The sequence below is a fragment of the Streptomyces sp. NBC_01445 genome (assembly GCF_035918235.1).
Lineage (GTDB): Bacteria > Actinomycetota > Actinomycetes > Streptomycetales > Streptomycetaceae > Streptomyces.
In genome coordinates, this window is sequence record NZ_CP109485.1 from 1,637,680 (window position 1) to 1,653,940 (window position 16,261).

The window sequence follows — 16,261 nt, forward strand, 5'->3', positions numbered from 1 at the left end:
TCCTCCGTCCCTGGTCAGCGGGTTGCCGTCGCGGTCTCCACGGCCGCGGCCCAGGCCCGCAGGCCGTCGTCGATCTGCCCCTCGTCGACGATGAGCGCGGGGATCATCCGCACGACGTTGCCCCAGGGGCCGCAGAGCAGGAGCAGCAGCCCCTCGTCGGCGGCGGCCTGCTGGACGCGTACGGCCGTGGCCGCGTCGGGTTCGCCGTCGGGAGTGGTGAACTCGCTGGCGAGCATCAGGCCGAGGCCCCGTACGTCGCCGATCGCCTCGGTCTTCGCGGCGATGTCCTCCAGGCCGGAGCGCAGGCGGGCGCCCATGGCGGCCGCGTTGGCGACAAGGCCTTCCTCCTCGACGACCTCCAGGGTGGCGACCGCGGCGGCGCAGGCGACGGCGTTGCCGCCGTAGGTGCCGCCCTGCGAGCCGGGCCGCGCCTTGTGCATCAGCGCCTCGGGGGCGGCGATCCCGGAGAGCGGGAAGCCGCTCGCGAGGCCCTTGGCGGTGATGAGGATGTCGGGGCGTACGCCGAAGTGGTCGTGGCCCCAGAAGCGTCCGGTGCGGCCGACGCCGGTCTGCACCTCGTCGAGGATGAGCAGGATGCCGTGGCGGTCGGCGCGCTCCCGGAGCCCTTGCAGGAAGGCGGAGTTGGCGGGCACGTAGCCGCCTTCGCCGAGGACGGGTTCGACCAGGATCGCCGCGGTGTCGTCCGGGTCGGAGACGGTCTGGAGGAGGTGGTCGAACTCGCGCAGCGCGAACCGCGTCGCGGTCTCCTCGTCCCAGCCGTAGTGGTAGGCGTTCGGGAAGGGCGTGATGGCGACGCCCGCCATCAGCGGTCCGAAGCCGGTACGGATCTTCGTGCCGGACGTGGTGAGGGAGGCGGCGGCGACGGTGCGGCCGTGGAAGCCGCCGTGCGCGACGACGATGTTGGGCCGGCCGGTGGCCTGCCGGGCGAGCCGCATGGCCGCTTCGACGGCCTCGCTGCCGGAGTTGGCGAAGAAGAGGCTGTCGAGGCCTTCGGGCAGCACGGATCCCAGCTTCTCGACGAGGCGCTGAAGGGGCCGGTGCAGGACGGTCGTGTACTGGCCGTGGATGAGGGTGGCCACCTGTTCCTGGGCGGCGGCGACCACGCGCGGATGACAGTGGCCGGTGCTGGTGACGCCGATCCCGGCGGTGAAGTCCAGATAGCGGCGGCCGTCGGTGCCGTAGAGATGGACGCCTTCCCCGCGTTCGGCGACGACGGGGGTGGCCTGGCGCAGATGCTCGGACAGTCGCGTCATGCCTCCACCCTCAACGCTGAGCCGAAAGGACGTCAATGGGCCCTCTGTGACGATCCGCCCCCTGGGGGCACGGGTCGCCCGGGTGGCCTCGACGACCCTCGACTCCGTCACCCGTCGCAGGCCCGCTCGCCCAATTCGCAAGAGTTCTGCGTAACCGGCTCAACCGGCAGGGTTCCCAAGGGAGTCGGGTTATGCAACAGTCCTGCGCAACCCGATGTGAGGGAGCGGTTCGGCATGACTGGGGCACGGGGGCATGACCTTGCGGCGTTGCGCGGGCTCAACACGGGCGTTGTCCTGCGGGCGCTGCGCAGGGAGAGTCCGCAGACCGTCAGCCAGCTGACGGGTGCGACCGGCCTGTCGCGGCCGACGGTCGAGGCGCTGGTCGACGAGCTCGTCTCGCAGGGCTGGATCGCCGAGACCGATGCTCCGCCCGCCGGGCGCACCCCCGGCCGTCCGGCCCGTCGGCTGCGCTTCCGGTCCGAGGCCGGGCACGTCGTCGGCGTCGACATCGGACTGCGCAAGATCGTGCTGGTGCTCGCCCGGCTCGACGGTGAGGTCGTCGCGTGTGAACGGGAGGACTTCGCCGAGGAGTTGAGCGGCACGGAGCGCATCGAGCTGCTGCGCGGGCGGCTGCGGCGCTTCCTCGTCGAGCAGAGTCTGCGGGCCGAGGCCGTCTGGGCCATCGGCATCGGCGTGCCGGGCATGGTCGACGACACGGGCCGGATCCGGTCGGTGATCGTCCCGGAGTGGACCGACCTGGATCTCGCGCGCCGGCTCGCCGACGACTTCCCGTGCCGGATCCTCGTCGAGAACGACGTGAATCTGGCGGTGCTGGCCGAGCACTGGCAGGGCGCGGCGACGCTGGCGGACGACGTGGCGTGCGTCCTGGTCGGGCGGCGCATCTCCTGCGGCCTGATGATCAACGGCAGGCTGCACCGCGGGCGCCGGGGCGGCGCGGGCGAGTTGGGCATCCTGCCCCAACTCGGCCTGGACGCTGCGGAGAAATGGCTGGCGTGGGACGGCGAGCGGCTCCCGGGCGAGTCCGAGACGGACGCCCTCGCGCGGGCCGTGCGGGACGGGGACGCCGGGGCGCGCGCCGTGCTCGACGGCTATCTCGCCGGGGTCGCTCCGGGCATCGCCGCACTCGTCCTCGCTCTGGACCCCGAGCTCCTCGTCCTCTCCGGCGCGCTCGCCCCGGTCGGTGAGCCGCTCGGGCCCCTGCTCACGGAGCATCTGCGGCCACTGACGCTGCACGTGCCGCGCATCGCGGTCAGCGCGCTCGGCCGTGAGGGCGTGGCACTCGGTGCGGTACGCCGCGCGCTGGACGCTCTCGACTCCCATCTCCCTTACGGAACAGGACCGTTGCGCCCCACTCCCGCCCTCTGACCTCGCCATCATCCCCCCTCACCCTCCGGAGGCGCGTATGCGCAGGAGAACGCTTCTCGCCGGTGCGCTCGCGGCCACGCCCCTCGTGGCCGCGTGCGACAGCGGCGGCGGGGCTTCCGGTTCCACCTCGTCGGGCGGCGGCGGCCGCACCACCATCTCGTACGGCATCTGGGACCCGGCCCAGCTCGCGGGCATGCAGCAGATCGTGAAGGCGTTCGAGGCCAAGAACCCCGACGTCTCCGTGGACATCCAGGTCACGCCCTGGTCCTCGTACTGGACGACGCTCAGGACGTCGATGCGCGGCGGGACCGCGCCCGATGTGTTCTGGATGAACGCCGTGAACATCCAGCTGTACGCGGCGAACGGCGTCCTGGAGCCGCTCGGCCCGTACGCGGCCCGCGACCGAACCCCGCTCGGCCGGCACCCCGAGGCGCTCGTCGAGCTGTACGCGTACGACGGCAAGCAGTACGGGATTCCGAAGGACTTCGACACGGTCGGGCTCTGGTACAACAAGGCGCTGTTCGACAAAGCCGGTGTCGGCTACCCGGACGCCTCCTGGACCTGGGACGACCTGCGGGACGCGGCACGCGAGCTGACGAACCCGCGGACGCGGGTGTACGGGATCGCCGCCGAGATGGACCGGCAGAAGAACTTCTACCCGTCGATCTTCGGCGCGGGCGGATACGTCCTGCGCGAGGGGCGCTCCGGCTTCGGCGACGAGCGCTCCGTCGAAGGGCTGCGCTTGTGGACCGATCTCGTCGACCGCGGCTGGTCGCCGCCGCAGAGCGCGATGGCGGACGTGAAGGGCCGCAATCTGTTCCTGTCCGAGCAGGTCGCCATGAACTACGACCTGTCGGCCATGGCGTCCTTCATGCACGCCACGCCCGCGATCAAGGACCACGGCGGTGTCGCCGTGCTCCCCAAGGGCCGGGAGCGGGCCACCGTCATCCACGGTCTCGCGAACGTGGTGAGCGCCAAGTCCCGTAAGAAACAGGCTGCTTGGAAGTTCGTGGACTTCCTGGCGCGGCGCGAGGCGGCCGAGATCCAGTCGAAGGGCGGCGTCACCATCTCCTCGTACACGGGGACACAGGACGCCTGGCTCAGGTCGATGCCCGAGTTCGACCTCAAGGTCTTCATCGACATGCTCGACTACGCGGTCCCGTACCCGAGTTCCAGGAACACGGCCGTATGGGAGGACCTCGAATATCTGCTGCTCGGCGCGCCGTTCAGCGGCAAGGGCAGCATCGAGTCGGCCGCGCGGACGCTCGGCCGGCAGATGGACCGGGCGCTCGACGAGGAGGACAAGTGATGGCCGTTTTCCCGTCGACCGCCGCCGCCGAGGCGGAGGGCCGGATCAGGAAGCCGCGCACAAAGGCGGGCCGCGACGGCACCGCGCGGGGCCCCAACTCCCGTACACAGAAAGCGGCGTACGCGTTCATCGCGCCGATCGCCGTCGGGTTCCTCGTCTTCTACATCTGGCCGATGATCCAGACCTTCGGCTACAGCTTCACGTCCTTCGGGCCCTTCGGCGGCAACTCCTGGCTGGGCGGCGACAATTACGCGCGCGTCGTCCGTGATGTGACGGTATGGCGGGCGCTCGGCAACACGCTCCTGTACGGGGTCATCGGCCTCGTCACGCTGCCGGTCTCGATCACCGTCGCCGCCCTCCTCAACCGGCGCGGACTGCGGGGTGTCGGCGTCTACCGCGCCCTGTACTTCATCCCGTTCGTCACGCTGCCCGTGGCCGTGGGCCTGGTCTGGAACTGGCTGTACAACGGCAACTTCGGCCTCCTGAACGAGATGTTGTCGTGGTTCGGCGTCTCGCGGCACTTCTGGGCGTCCGACCCGTCGTCCGCACTGTGGGCGATCGGGCTCGTCCTCGTGTGGCAGAGCATCGGCTACTACTTGATCATCTTCATCGCGGGGATCAAGGCCATCCCGCAGGACTACTACGAGGCCGCGGAGCTGGACGGGGCGGGCCCGGTGCGCCGCTTCTTCCGGATCACGCTGCCGCTCCTGAGCCCCAGCATCTTCTTCGCCGCGGTCATCTGCGTGATCAACTCACTGCAGCTCTTCGACCTCATCTACGTGATGATGAGCCCCACGAACCCGGCACTCGGCTCCACGCAGTCCGTGGTGAGCCTCTTCTACCAGTGGGCCTTCCAGCAGAACAACCAGGGCGCGGCGGCCGCCCTCGCGTTCGTCCTGATGCTGCTCACGGCGGCGCTGACCTACGTCCAGTTCCGGCTCCAGAAGAAGTGGGTGCACTATGCCTGAGCGCTCCCGGGTCCGCCCCGGTTCCGTCGCCACGCACGCACTGCTGTCGCTGGGCGCCCTGGTGATGGTCTTCCCGTTCCTGTGGCAGCTGCTCACGGCGCTGAAGACCCTGCCGGAGGCGGTGCACGTCCCGACGACCTTCTTCCCCGAGCACATCAACTGGGCTTCCTTCAAAGAGGTCTTCACAGCCATGCCGTACGGCGAGATGCTCGGCAACAGCGTCGTCAACACCGTGGCCCGTACGGCGGGACAGCTCGTCTTCTGCTCGCTCGCCGCGTACGCCTTCGCCCGCATGCGGTTCCGCGGCAAGAACGTCCTCTTCGCGCTGTTCCTGTCGGTGCTGCTCGTACCGTCGTCGCTGCTGATCCTGCCGCAGTACGACATCATCCAGCGGCTCGGCCTGCTCAACACGACGCCGGCGCTGTTCCTGCCCGGCATGTTCAGCGCCTTCGGGACCTTCCTCCTGCGGCAGTTCTTCATGGCGCTGCCGAGGGAGCTGGAGGAGGCGGCCCGCATCGACGGTGCCGGGCCCTTCCGGATCTTCTGGTCGATCATGCTGCCGCTGATCCGCCCGGCGCTCGCCGCCCTCGCGGTCATCACGGCGATGTGGTCGTGGAACGACCTCCTGTGGCCGCTGGTCGTGAACACCGATCCGGCGAAGATGCCGATCAGCGCGGGCCTGACGTCCCTGGAGGGCCAGTTCGAGACCAACTACCCCGTGATGATGGCGGGTTCGCTCATCGCGAGCCTGCCCATGATCGTCCTCTACCTCTTCCTCCAGCGGCACTTCGTGCAGGGCATCGCCCAGAGCGGCACGAAGGGCTGAGTCGCAGGCAGGGCTGAACCCCCGTCTCCAGAAGGGAACAACATGACACGCCTCGATGTGGGTCTGATCGGCGCGGGCGGCATCGCCCGGGCCCATCTGCCCGCGTGGATCGAGCTGGGCGCACGCGTCACCATCCTGTCCACGGACGGGAACGCGGAGAAGCTCGCCGCGAAATACGCCGAGTCCGGCGTGACCGCCACGCACAGCCTGGCCGGTCTCCTGGACCGCTCCACCGTCGTCGACATCTGTACACCCACGTTCACACACCGGGAACTCGCCCTCGACGCGATCGCCGCCGGCAAGCACGTCATCTGTGAGAAGCCCCTCGCGCTCACCGCGTCCGAGGCCGCCGAGATGGCGGACGCGGCCGAGGCGGCGGGCGTCCTGCTGTTCCCGGCGCACGTGGTCCGATATTTTCCCGCATACGCGGCGATGGCCGGGTCCGTCGCCGCCGGTGCCATCGGGACCCCGGCCGTACTGCGCTTCACCCGCTCGGGCGCCTATCCGGTGTGGGCGCCCTGGTTCTCCGACCCGGCGCTGTCCGGCGGCATCCTGATGGACCAGATGATCCACGACCTCGACTTCGCGCGCATGCTCGCCGGCGACGTCGTACGGGTCCACGCCCGGCTGCGCGGGCGCCAGGAGCCGGGCGCGAAGCCCGGCGACGTCGCGGTCGGCACGGCGGTGCTGACCCACGCGTCGGGCGCGATCAGCCATGTGCTCGGCGGGTGGGGCCTGCCGGACCTCCAGTTCCGTACGACGTTCCGCGTCGCGGGGCCCGACGGGATCCTGGAGCACGACTCGACGGCGCTGCCCGGGTTCCGCATCCTCGCCCAGGGCACGCGCCCGCCCGGCGAGGGCATTCCCAGCAGCCCGATGACGGAGAGCCCGTACCTCACCGAGCTGCGCGAGTTCGCCGGTGCCGTGGAGGGCGGGCCCGCTCCCCGCGTGACGGCCCTCGACGGCGTCGAGGCGGTACGGATCGCGGAAGCGGCGGCGGCCTCGGCCCGTACCGGCGAGCCCGTGGAACTCAAGATCTCCGAGGAGGCGGCCCGATGAAGGTCGGAGTGCTGTCGTTCGCGCATGTCCACGCGGGCGGGTTCGCCCGCCTGCTCGATGAGATGGAAAGCGTCGAGGTCCTCGCGGCCGACCCGGACACGGATCTGGCGGCGCCCGGCGAGGTCCGCGGCCGGGAGTTCGCCGACCGGCTGGGGGTGGCCTATGCGGACTCGTACGAGGAGCTGTTCGCCTGGGGTCCCGACAAGGTCGTCGTCTGCTCGGAGAACGTCCGCCACCGGCCCCTCGTCGAGCTGGCGGCGGCGCACGGCGTGGACGTGCTGTGCGAGAAGCCCCTCGCGACGACGGAGGAGGACGGCGCGGCGATGGTCGAGGCGTGCCGCGCGGCGGGCGTGCGGCTCGCGGTGGCGCACCCCGTCCGTTTCAGCCCGGCCTACACGGCGGTCCGCGCCGCCGTGCGGTCGGGGACGGCGGGCGGTGTCCTCGCGGTGTCGGGCGCCAACAACGGCTATCTGCCGGCGGCCCGGCGCCGCTGGTTCGCCGACCCCCGACTCGCGGGCGGCGGAGCCCTGATGGATCACACCGTGCACATCGCGGACCTCCTGGACGACCTCTTCGAGGCGTCCCCGGCGACCACGGTGTATGCACAGGTCAACAACGTGCTCCACGAGGGACAGGTGGACGCGGACACCGCGGGGCTCATCACGGTCGAGTACGCGAACGGCGCGGTCGCGACGATCGACTGCAGCTGGAGCCAGCCCCAACACCACCCGGCCTGGGGCGGGTTGCAGATGCAGGTCATCGGTGACCGGGCGACCCTGGAGATGGATGCCTTCGACCAGAAGGTCCACGGCTTCAGCGAGTCGTCCCGCGCGCCCTTCGAACTGCCCTACGGCGTCAACCTGGACGCCCTGATGCTCCACTCGTTCCTCTACGGGAGCGACGGCGGGACGAGCGTGACGGACGGCGAATCCGGGCTGCGTTCCCTGCGGATCGTCACCGCGGCGTACCGGTCCGCGGCCGAGGGGAGGACAGTGCCGGTGCGGTGACGTCCGGCCGCGTCTGCCATCGTGGCCGCATGAGCGAACTGGTGGACCGCGTGGACGAACAGGACCGCGTACTCGGCACGGTGGACCGGGGTGCAGCCATCCGCGAGGGGTGGCTGCACCGAGTGGCGACGGTCGTGTGCCGCGACCCGGCGGGGCGGATCCTCGTGCATCGCCGGGCGCCGCACGTCTCACGGTTCCCCGGGCGGTACAACTGGCTGATCGGCGGGGGTGTCGACGCGGGCGAGTCGTACGAGAGCGCGGCGGCCCGCGAGCTGTCGGAGGAACTCGGGGTCACGGCGCCGGTCCGCTTTGTCTTCAAGTACCTGTGCCGCGGGGAGATCAGCCCGTACTGGCTCGGGGTGCACGAGGTCACTGTCGACGGGCCGGTCGCGCCGCTCCCCTCCGAGATCGTCTGGCACGACTGGCTCACCGAGACCGGCCTGACGAACGCGATGCGCCAGTACCCGTTCGTGTCGGACTCCCTTGAAGCGCACGCGCGGTACGTCGCGCTGGGCCGCGAGAACGGGCCGGGGACGGCGCGCTGACGAGTGCCGGCCCGCGGCCCTGGGCCGGGCGTATGCCCCGTTGACGCAGGTGGGCGTCATCCCCCGCGCGCGTGCACCTCGACGCGTGCGGCAGGATGTCCCGGCGCGTCGGTGCAGGCGCGGCAGCACCACTTACGGACAAGCAGGTAGCAAGGTGACGACTCATCACATACGGCCGCTCCCGGCGGCGTACGACGACCTCGGTCACGGCGCGGGAGGCCGCCGGTGAACCGCGCGATGACGCCCGACGATCTGATCGTGGCCGGGATCGCGATCGCCGCGGGGCTCGCGGCCGGGCTGCTCCTGCGCATGATGCTGCGCTGGCTGGGCGTGCGGGCCGACCGGACGCGCTGGGGCGGCGACGACGTCATCGTGGACGCGCTGCGCTCCCTCGTGCCGTGGGCGGCGGTCGCCGCCGGTGCCGCTGTGGCCGCCTCCGCGCTGCCGCTGACCACCCGGACCCGGCACAACGTCACCGTGACGCTGACGGCGCTGCTGATCCTCGTCGCCACGTTCACCGCGGGCCGGGTGATCTCCGGGCTCGTACGGTCGGTGGCGCAGTCGCGGTCCGCGGTCGCCGGGTCGGCCACCATCTTCGTGAACATCACGCGGGTCGTGGTGCTCGCGGTGGGCTTCCTCGTGGTCCTGCAGACCCTGGGCATCTCCATCGCCCCGCTCCTGACCGCTCTCGGCGTCGGCGGTCTCGCGGTGGCGCTCGCGCTCCAGGACACGCTCGCGAACCTCTTCGCGGGCGTGCACATCCTGGCCTCCAAGACCGTGCAGCCCGGCGACTACATCCGGCTCAGCAGTGCCGAGGAGGGTTACGTCGTCGACATCAACTGGCGCAACACGGTGGTGCGTCAGCTCTCCAACAACCTGGTCATCATCCCGAACGCCAAGCTCGCCTCCACCAACATGACGAACTACAGCCGCCCGGAGCAGGAGATGACGCTGCTCGTCCAGGTCGGCGTCGGCTACGACAGCGATCTGGAGCACGTCGAGCGGGTCACGGCCGAGGTTGTCGAGAGCGTCATGGTCGACATCACCGGCGCCGTCCCCGACCATGAACCGGCCATCCGCTTCCACACGTTCGGGGACTCCCGGATCAGTTTCACGGTGATCCTGGGCGTCGGCGAGTTCAGCGACCAGTACCGGATCAAGCACGAGTTCATCAAGCGCCTCCACGCCCGGTACCGGGACGAGGGCATCCGGATCCCGGCGCCCACGCGGACGGTGGCCCTCCAGCAGGGGGCGGTGGCCATTCCTCATCAGCGCGAGGCCGCACCTCCGATTCCGTAACGACGGCGTGGTCAGGGGGAGCCGGTCCGTCCGGACAGCGGACCGGCTCCCCCACACGTGCCTTTGACCCCGCTGGGTCAGTCGCGTGCCACCGTCCCCGTGACCTTCAGGTCGCGGATCCGGCCGTTGTTGTCGAACGAGCCGAAGCCCACGCGGCCCGAGGAGAACACCGGGTCCGTGCCCGTGATCAGCGGCGTGCGGCTGCCGTCCATGTAGACGGCCGTCTCGCCGGTGTCCGCGCAGTGCGTGAGACGGACCTTGTGCCAGGCGGCGTCCTTGATGGCCGGGGGCGCGCCGTAGGTTCCGTTCCACTGGTCGTCGATGCGGAGCCGGTCCGCATTGTCGACGGTGAACAGGCCGTTGTGCGGGTAGATGCTGTTGTCGCTGGACAGGTGCGCGTACTGGAACTGGGTGTCCGAGTTGTAGTCCCAGACGACGATGACGTCCCGGTTGGTGATGTCGACCGGGGTGTCGATACGTACCTCGGCCTCGATCGTCACGTTCGAGTAGCGCGGGCCCGCGGTGAGGACGGCGTACTCGAAGGGGCGGCGCGGGCCGGGGCGGGAGACGCCCGGCTCGGTGAGGACCGTCTCACGCCGGGTGAACTCCCACTTGGCGGGAGTGACCGGCGCCCAGTTGTCCGCGCCGGTGGTGTGCGTGGTGGGGGTGTGGCCCACCTTGCAGTCGGCGAAGGTGCGGGTGCCGGTGACCTTCCAGACCTTGCCGTTCGCCTTGGAGACGATGTACAGGTCACCGGCCAGGTCCGTGCCGAAGCGCAGGTCGACGCGCTGGTCCCCGGCGAGGTCGCGCATGGTGACCTTCTTGCCGGTGGCCTGGTCGAACAGCATCAGCGACTTGAGGGGCGCGAGACCGGCGCCGCGGCGCATGTCGTGCGTGTCGGCGGCCAGGATCCGCCCGTCGACGAGGTCCCCGAAGATGTACGTGCCGCGCAGCTCGGGCGCGTCCTTGCCGCGGTACACGAAGCCTCCGGCGATCGCGCGGCCCACGTCGGAGCGGCAGTCCCAGTCGGCTCCGGGGTCGTGGTCGTACGCGGCGACGGGGTACGTGTAGCCGTACTTGGCGTCGTCGGCGGGCAGCGGCGCGATGCGGGCACACGGGTCGGTGGTCTTCTTGTCGAAGAGGAACGGGCCCTCGCGCTCGCTCCAGCCGAAGTTGTCGCCGGCCTTGACCTCGTACACCGACTCGATGGCGTGCTCGCCGATGTGGCCGAGGTACATGCGGTGGCTGCCGCCGGTGTCCCAGCTGAAGCGGTGCGGGTCGCGCATGCCGACGGCGTAGATCTCGCCGAGGGCGCCCGGTGTGGACACGAACGGGTTGGCGGCCGGGATGCCGTACTTGCCGTTCGCGCTGTTGCGGCCCGCCGGGTCGATGCGCAGGAGCTTGCCGTGCGGGAGCGCCATGTTCTGCGGTTCGCTGTTGCCCACGCCCTGGCCGCCGTCGCCGACGGCGAGGTAGAGCAGCCCGTAGTCCTTGTCGTGGGGCTTGGCGGTCGGGTTGAAGTCGATCTGCTGGATGCCGTGCACCTGACCGGTGAAGCCGATGCGCAGGACCTCGCGGTGGGTGCCGTGGAAGACGGCGGCCTTCGGGTCATCGGCGGTCCACTCGGTGATGACGCCGTGGTACGTGGTGGTGCCCGCCTGCTTGAAGTCGGGGGCCTGGGTGACCTGCGAGGCGAGCTCGGTGTGGATGGTGTAGAAGCGGCCGTTCTTCGCGAACTGCGGGTGGAACGCGGCGTATCCGAAGCCCTGGCCGAGGCCGCGGCCCGAGAAGAAGTTCGGGAAGGTGCCCTTCACGTCGAGGTACGGGTGCGGGGTGCCGCCGGTGTCCTTGCCGGCGGTGCCCGGGTCGGTGAGGTAGAGCGTCCCGTTGAGGTCCGGGGTCGCCATCCGGCCCGAACCGTCGGGGAGTTCGTTGATGGTGTTGATCCTGGCGTGGCGCATCAGACGTGGGTCCGTGGGGGCCGGGACCGGCTCCGACTTGGGGAACTGGGCGTACTCCGTGAGGACCAGGCCGGTCCTGGACTGGGCGGGCTTCTCCGGGATCGGGTCGGTGAGGCCCGCGGTCGCTGCGGTGGGAGCGGGCTCGTCGGCGTGCGAGGGCGCGGCGAACCCGCCGAGCGCCAGGGTGGCGGTGACGGCGAAGGCCGCCCAGAGTCTTGGATTCTTGCGTCGTGCTGCCATGCGGGTCCCTTCGGATGGCGAGTACGGCTGGGAAGAAGCGGGGGTACGAGGCGTCAGTGGCCCCTCGTCATACGGCGGTACTCGGCACTGACCTGACCTGCCGTCACCTCGCGGTCCAGGAAGAGGAGATCGTCCATGCGGCAGTCGCAGGCGTTGTTCTCGCGTGTGTTCTGCGGGAAGCTGCCGCCGATCTTGATGCCACGCGGGTCGGTCGGCGAGGCGCGGTGCGGCGCCGGTGTGGTGGTGAGCTCCCAGGGGTCGCCCGGCGTGACGTAGAAGCCGTCGAGAGGCTTGCCGTCGCGGTACAGGGCCATCGTGCCGTCGCGGAAGTCGAAGGTGGCGGCCAGATGGACCCACTCGCCGCGGGGCAGGAGCTGCTGCCAGTCGGCGGAGGCGGCGAAGGTCTGGGAGGCACCGCTGTCGAGGCGGCGGCCGAGCGCGACGAGCTTCAACTCGCCATTGACCTGGATGAGTTCGAGCAGCGCGCGCACGGCGTGCCCGTCGCTGGTGCCGGACAGCACCCCGGCGAGTCCGATCGCTCCGTAGCGGTCGGTGGGGTTGGCGGTGTTGGAGTTGAGGGTGGGGTTGTCGCCCGTCATCTTGAACCAGCCCATGACGGTGGCGGCCTTGGCGCGGTTGAAGGCGCCGAGGGAGCCGACCCCGGCCTCGTTCCAAGTACCCGCTTTCCAGTCGTCGTTGCCGGCCGTGGCCGGGTTCTGCTGGCGAACCTGGAGGGCGGGCGAGCTGCCCGGGTAGGCCTCGTCGGCGACGCGCATCGCGGAGCCGCCGTTGATGAGCGTGAGCGGGGTGCGGGAGCGTCCGATGTCCCGCTCCTTCGAGGGATCGGCGGGATCGGGGTGCCCGAAGTCGTAGGCGGCCACCGCGTGGGAGCGCAACGAGCCATGTTCTGCATGGCCGTTGGCCTGCGCGGGGACCTTGGCGGCGGGTCCGCTCGCCTGCGCGGGAAGCGCTGCGGCGGCGAGGACGGCGACCGAGGCGAGGGCGACGGCGGCGAGGGCGGTACGTCGAGTGCGACGGGGTGATCGGGTGTGCCGGACGCGTGGTTCGGGCGGGGCGCCGACGGCGGTTCGGGCCATGGCGGTGCGTCTGGTGCGGGGCAGTCTCATACGGCCTCCGAGCGGCAACGAAGGGGGCTGCCGACCGGGGTCCCCCGACCGACAGAAAGCGCTTTCGTCACGTGCGGGCACCATGTAACTCCCTCACCGCAACCCTGACAATGGGCGTGTCCGCGCCATTTTTCGAAGGTCGGTCCGAGCGGGTTCTTCGCGAAGTGCGCTTCGGGGCGGGTGGTGACCGGGGACATGGCGCTCAAGCGCGCGGCCTCGAGGCGGTGCCGACGCCCGAGCCGCGGCACCCTGGCGAGGCGGCAACCCGAAGCAAGCCCGACGCCCAAGCCCTCAGCCCGCCGACGCGACGCTCCGAAGCGGCCCCGGCACCCAAGCCGCCACCAAGCCGCGCGAACCCCGAATCAGGCCCAACACCCAAATCGGCGGCCCGCTGACGCGACATCCGAAGCCACCCCGGCGCCCTAGCCGTCACCCCGCTGACGCGACATCCGAAGCCCCACCCCGGTGCCCGAGCCGGTACCCCAGCCCCCGTACGTCATGAACCGACGCACATCATGCCGAAGACACCCCGGCCCGATGTCCCCCCGAGCCCACCACGAGCCGGTACCCCCAACACCCGTACGTCATGAACCGACGCACATCACGCCGAAGACGCCCCGGACTGATGTCCCCTGAGCCCGCCCACCGTGATCCGGACCGGTCCGCCCATCGCATCGACCTTTCCCGTCCATGCGCCCGCCAAGTGCAGGGTGCGATTGGGGAGCGCGCCGCGCGGTACGTACTGGCGGTGCAGTCTGCGGCCGTCCTGCGTGACCACCAGGACGGGCCGCACCAGCACCTCCGCCGTCCGCAGGACGAAGCCGTCCACCGGCACCTGCGGGGCCACCCGGTTCGGCGCCACCCAGCGCAGGGGCGCCGCGACCTCGATCGCGGGTCCGCCCGGCGCCGGGCCCGCACCCTCCAGGAACTCGCGTACGGCGTCGGCCGCGAGAGCGCCCTCGCGGGCCGCCCACAGCGCCGGCTCCACCGCGTGCAGCACGTTCCCCGCGGCGAAGACGCCCGTAACGCCGGTGCGGAACGCGCCGTCGACAGCGGGCCCCCGCGTCCCCGCGTCGAGTGCCACTCCCCCGCGCCGCGCCAGCTCGTGGTCCGGCACGAAGTCCCCGGTGAACACCACGGTGTCGCAGCCGACGGTCGTCAGCCGACCGTCACAGCGCCGCAGCCGGACCCCCGATACCCGCCCCTTTCCCAGGAGTTCGGCCACGGTCGCGCCGGTGAGTACGGGGACGCCGTGACCGATACGGGCCGCTGCCGCCCGCGCCAGGCCCAACTGGTGGCGCGGCTCCCCGGTGGTGAGCGCGGCGACGGTGACATCGGCGCGGCGCAGGGCGGCCAGAGCCGCGTAACTGACCGGTTCGGCGCCGACGACGACCGCTCGGCTGCCGACCGGCTGTCCGTGCAGGTGGACGGCCTGCTGGAGCTCGCCGGTGGTGAGCACTCCGGCGGGCCGTGTGCCGGGTACGAGGCGTGCGCTGCGCGGGCGTTCGCGCGCACCGGTGGCGAGGACGACGGCGCGTGCGGTGATGCGTTCGAGCCCGTGCGGGCCGGTGGTGTCCAGGGTGAGCGGCCCCGCCCACCCGGTGGCGGTGACGCCGGCCCGCACGCGTGCGCCGGAGCCGAGCGCGGCCTCGACGGTCCTGGCCGCATACTGCGGCCCGGTCACGCCCCACCGACCGAAACCGCGGTGGTGGCAGTGCCGCGGTACGCCGCCCGCCACCGCCTCCCGCTCCAGAATCTCGACCACCCCAACGCCGCCCTCGGCAAGACTCCGGGCGACAGCGAGCCCAGCGGGCCCCGCGCCGACGACGACCACGTCGACGCTCCGCTGCCGCCGCGTCATTCCGGCCCCCACTCGCCCCGCCCCTCATGAAGTGCACGCACGGCCGCCCCGCAGTAGAACCCCTGACACCGTCCGCCACGCGCCCGGGTCCTGCGGCGCAGGCCCTCCAGGGACGCGGGCGGGACCGTGCTGATCAGGGCGTCCCTGATCTCGCCCCGGGTCACGCGCTCGCAGTGGCACACGATGGTGCCGTACGCGGGGTCGGTCGCGATGAGGTCGGCGCGCTGGTAGGGGCGGGGGAAGGCCTCGCCCAGGTTGGGCATGTGGACGGGCGTCAGGTCGACCGGCTGCTTGAGGCCGAGGCCGGGGCCGGCCTCGGCGATCAGGCCCGCGACATGCGCCGCGATCGCCATCGACGCGGTGAGCCCGGTCGAGCGGATGCCGCCCACGGTGACGTAGCGCCGCTCCTCGTGGCAGCGGATGCGGTAGTCGTCGTGCTCGGTGGCGGCGCGCAGGCCCGCGTAGGCGGCGGTGACCTCCTCGTCGACCAGGGCCGGCAGGATGCGGCGCCCCTTCGCGAGGAGCCCGTCGAGTCCGTCCGCCGTCGTGCCGGTGGCCGCCTTGTCGTCGAGGTCCTCTGCGGTCGGGCCGAGGAGTACGTTGCCGTGGACGGTCGGCGCCACGAGGACGCCCTTGCCCAGCACGGTCGGCACCGGAAGCAGGATGTGCCGGACCAGGTCACGGGCGAGTTTGTCGAAGACGATGAGCTGGCCGCGGCGCGGGGTGACGGTGAAGTCGCCACTCCCGAGGACGAGCCGGTCGAGCACGTCGGCGTTCAGCCCCGCGGCGTTGACGAGGAACCGCGCCCGGAGCTCGCCGCGCGACGTGGACAGAATATGATCACCGCCGTCCGAACCGACCGCTCCCACCCGCGAGTTGAGGTGCAGGTCGACACCGGAGCGCACCGCTTGGGTGGCGTACGCGAGCGTGGTGGTCCAGGGGCAGATGATGCTCTCGCCCGGGACGTCGAGAGCGCCGAGGACTCCGGGGCCGAGCTGCGGTTCGCGGGCCCTGGTCTCGTCGGCGCCGATGATCCGCGCTGCGTCGTATCCATTGCGCCCGGCCTTCTCCAACAAGCCTGGTAATGCGGCCAGTTGGTCGTCGTCCCAGGCGACGAGCAGGGCGCCGACGGGCTCCACGGGGATGCCGGACTCGGCCGCGTAGGCGGAGAGGAGGCGCTGGCCCTCCCTGACGAGGCGGGACTCCAGGGAGCCGGGCACGGCGTCGAAACCGGTGTGCAGGATCGCCGTGTTGGCTTTGGAGGTGCCGTCGCCGACATCGCCGGACGCCTCCACCAGGGCAAGGCGCAGGTGTGGGTGGCGGGCCAGTTCACGGGCGATGGCGGTACCGACGACGCCGGCGCCGACGACGGCCACGTCGTAGGGCCGGGACGACATCT

General features: G+C 71.2%; 13 protein-coding genes. 8 read left to right on the forward strand and 5 right to left on the reverse strand.

Annotated elements, in window-relative coordinates:
• Positions 1–14 precede the first annotated feature (14 nt).
• A complete protein-coding gene (locus OG574_RS07685; protein WP_326772487.1) occupies positions 15–1,274 on the reverse strand; it encodes an aspartate aminotransferase family protein in 1,260 nt (419 codons plus the stop codon).
• Positions 1,275–1,508: 234 nt separating this feature from the next.
• On the opposite strand from OG574_RS07685, the gene OG574_RS07690 reads away from it, so the two are divergent.
• The 8 genes from OG574_RS07690 (at position 1,509) to OG574_RS07725 (ending at position 9,673) form a co-directional block, all read left to right on the forward strand.
• Positions 1,509–2,660, forward strand: a complete 1,152-nt coding sequence (locus tag OG574_RS07690) for an ROK family transcriptional regulator (RefSeq protein ID WP_326772488.1) — start codon at positions 1,509–1,511, stop codon at positions 2,658–2,660.
• Between the two features lie 37 nt (positions 2,661–2,697).
• Positions 2,698–3,969 (forward strand): ABC transporter substrate-binding protein, encoded by a 1,272-nt coding sequence (locus tag OG574_RS07695; protein ID WP_326772489.1) that lies wholly within the window; start codon positions 2,698–2,700, stop codon positions 3,967–3,969.
• Complete coding sequence (locus OG574_RS07700) at positions 3,969–4,937, forward strand: carbohydrate ABC transporter permease (protein WP_326772490.1); 969 nt, start codon at positions 3,969–3,971, stop codon at positions 4,935–4,937. Before OG574_RS07695 ends, OG574_RS07700 begins: the two co-directional genes overlap by 1 nt.
• Complete coding sequence (locus OG574_RS07705; protein WP_100592908.1) at positions 4,930–5,763, forward strand: carbohydrate ABC transporter permease; 834 nt, start codon at positions 4,930–4,932, stop codon at positions 5,761–5,763. The genes OG574_RS07700 and OG574_RS07705 overlap by 8 nt, the downstream gene beginning before the upstream one ends.
• Before the next feature lie 42 nt (positions 5,764–5,805).
• Positions 5,806–6,822, forward strand: coding sequence for a Gfo/Idh/MocA family protein (locus OG574_RS07710; protein WP_326772491.1), 1,017 nt, complete (start codon positions 5,806–5,808; stop codon positions 6,820–6,822).
• Positions 6,819–7,829, forward strand: coding sequence for a Gfo/Idh/MocA family protein (locus OG574_RS07715; RefSeq protein WP_326772492.1), 1,011 nt, complete (start codon positions 6,819–6,821; stop codon positions 7,827–7,829). Before OG574_RS07710 ends, OG574_RS07715 begins: the two co-directional genes overlap by 4 nt.
• Before the next feature lie 29 nt (positions 7,830–7,858).
• Positions 7,859–8,374 carry an NUDIX hydrolase gene (locus OG574_RS07720; protein ID WP_326772493.1) on the forward strand — a complete coding sequence of 172 codons (516 nt, stop codon included), beginning with the start codon at positions 7,859–7,861 and terminating at the stop codon, positions 8,372–8,374.
• Positions 8,375–8,599: 225 nt separating this feature from the next.
• Positions 8,600–9,673: a mechanosensitive ion channel family protein gene (locus OG574_RS07725; protein WP_100592905.1), complete on the forward strand. Its 1,074-nt coding sequence runs from the start codon at positions 8,600–8,602 to the stop codon at positions 9,671–9,673.
• Positions 9,674–9,750: 77 nt separating this feature from the next.
• Here OG574_RS07725 and OG574_RS07730 read toward each other — a convergent pair whose 3' ends face one another.
• The 4 genes from OG574_RS07730 to OG574_RS07745 all read right to left on the reverse strand — a co-directional run bounded on the left by OG574_RS07730 (position 9,751) and on the right by OG574_RS07745 (position 16,259).
• Positions 9,751–11,874 carry a PQQ-dependent sugar dehydrogenase gene (locus tag OG574_RS07730; protein WP_326772494.1) on the reverse strand — a complete coding sequence of 708 codons (2,124 nt, stop codon included), beginning with the start codon at positions 11,872–11,874 and terminating at the stop codon, positions 9,751–9,753.
• A gap of 53 nt (positions 11,875–11,927) precedes the next feature.
• Positions 11,928–13,001, reverse strand: a complete 1,074-nt coding sequence (locus OG574_RS07735) for a LamG-like jellyroll fold domain-containing protein (protein WP_326772495.1) — start codon at positions 12,999–13,001, stop codon at positions 11,928–11,930.
• A gap of 601 nt (positions 13,002–13,602) precedes the next feature.
• Positions 13,603–14,862 carry an NAD(P)/FAD-dependent oxidoreductase gene (locus OG574_RS07740; RefSeq protein ID WP_326772496.1) on the reverse strand — a complete coding sequence of 420 codons (1,260 nt, stop codon included), beginning with the start codon at positions 14,860–14,862 and terminating at the stop codon, positions 13,603–13,605.
• Positions 14,859–16,259: an FAD-dependent oxidoreductase gene (locus OG574_RS07745; protein WP_326778400.1), complete on the reverse strand. Its 1,401-nt coding sequence runs from the start codon at positions 16,257–16,259 to the stop codon at positions 14,859–14,861. Before OG574_RS07745 ends, OG574_RS07740 begins: the two co-directional genes overlap by 4 nt.
• Positions 16,260–16,261: the final 2 nt, after the last annotated feature.

Bases quoted from the DNA above. Each gene is read 5' to 3' on its own strand.
- OG574_RS07685 (WP_326772487.1), bottom strand. From the start codon at position 1,274: ATGACGCGACTGTCCGAGCATCTGCGCCAGGCCACCCCCGTCGTCGCC.
- OG574_RS07690 (WP_326772488.1), top strand. From the start codon at position 1,509: ATGACTGGGGCACGGGGGCATGACCTTGCGGCGTTGCGCGGGCTCAAC.
- OG574_RS07695 (WP_326772489.1), top strand. From the start codon at position 2,698: ATGCGCAGGAGAACGCTTCTCGCCGGTGCGCTCGCGGCCACGCCCCTC.
- OG574_RS07700 (WP_326772490.1), top strand. From the start codon at position 3,969: ATGGCCGTTTTCCCGTCGACCGCCGCCGCCGAGGCGGAGGGCCGGATC.
- OG574_RS07705 (WP_100592908.1), top strand. From the start codon at position 4,930: ATGCCTGAGCGCTCCCGGGTCCGCCCCGGTTCCGTCGCCACGCACGCA.
- OG574_RS07710 (WP_326772491.1), top strand. From the start codon at position 5,806: ATGACACGCCTCGATGTGGGTCTGATCGGCGCGGGCGGCATCGCCCGG.
- OG574_RS07715 (WP_326772492.1), top strand. From the start codon at position 6,819: ATGAAGGTCGGAGTGCTGTCGTTCGCGCATGTCCACGCGGGCGGGTTC.
- OG574_RS07720 (WP_326772493.1), top strand. From the start codon at position 7,859: ATGAGCGAACTGGTGGACCGCGTGGACGAACAGGACCGCGTACTCGGC.
- OG574_RS07730 (WP_326772494.1), bottom strand. From the start codon at position 11,874: ATGGCAGCACGACGCAAGAATCCAAGACTCTGGGCGGCCTTCGCCGTC.
- OG574_RS07735 (WP_326772495.1), bottom strand. From the start codon at position 13,001: ATGAGACTGCCCCGCACCAGACGCACCGCCATGGCCCGAACCGCCGTC.
- OG574_RS07740 (WP_326772496.1), bottom strand. From the start codon at position 14,862: ATGACGCGGCGGCAGCGGAGCGTCGACGTGGTCGTCGTCGGCGCGGGG.
- OG574_RS07745 (WP_326778400.1), bottom strand. From the start codon at position 16,259: ATGTCGTCCCGGCCCTACGACGTGGCCGTCGTCGGCGCCGGCGTCGTC.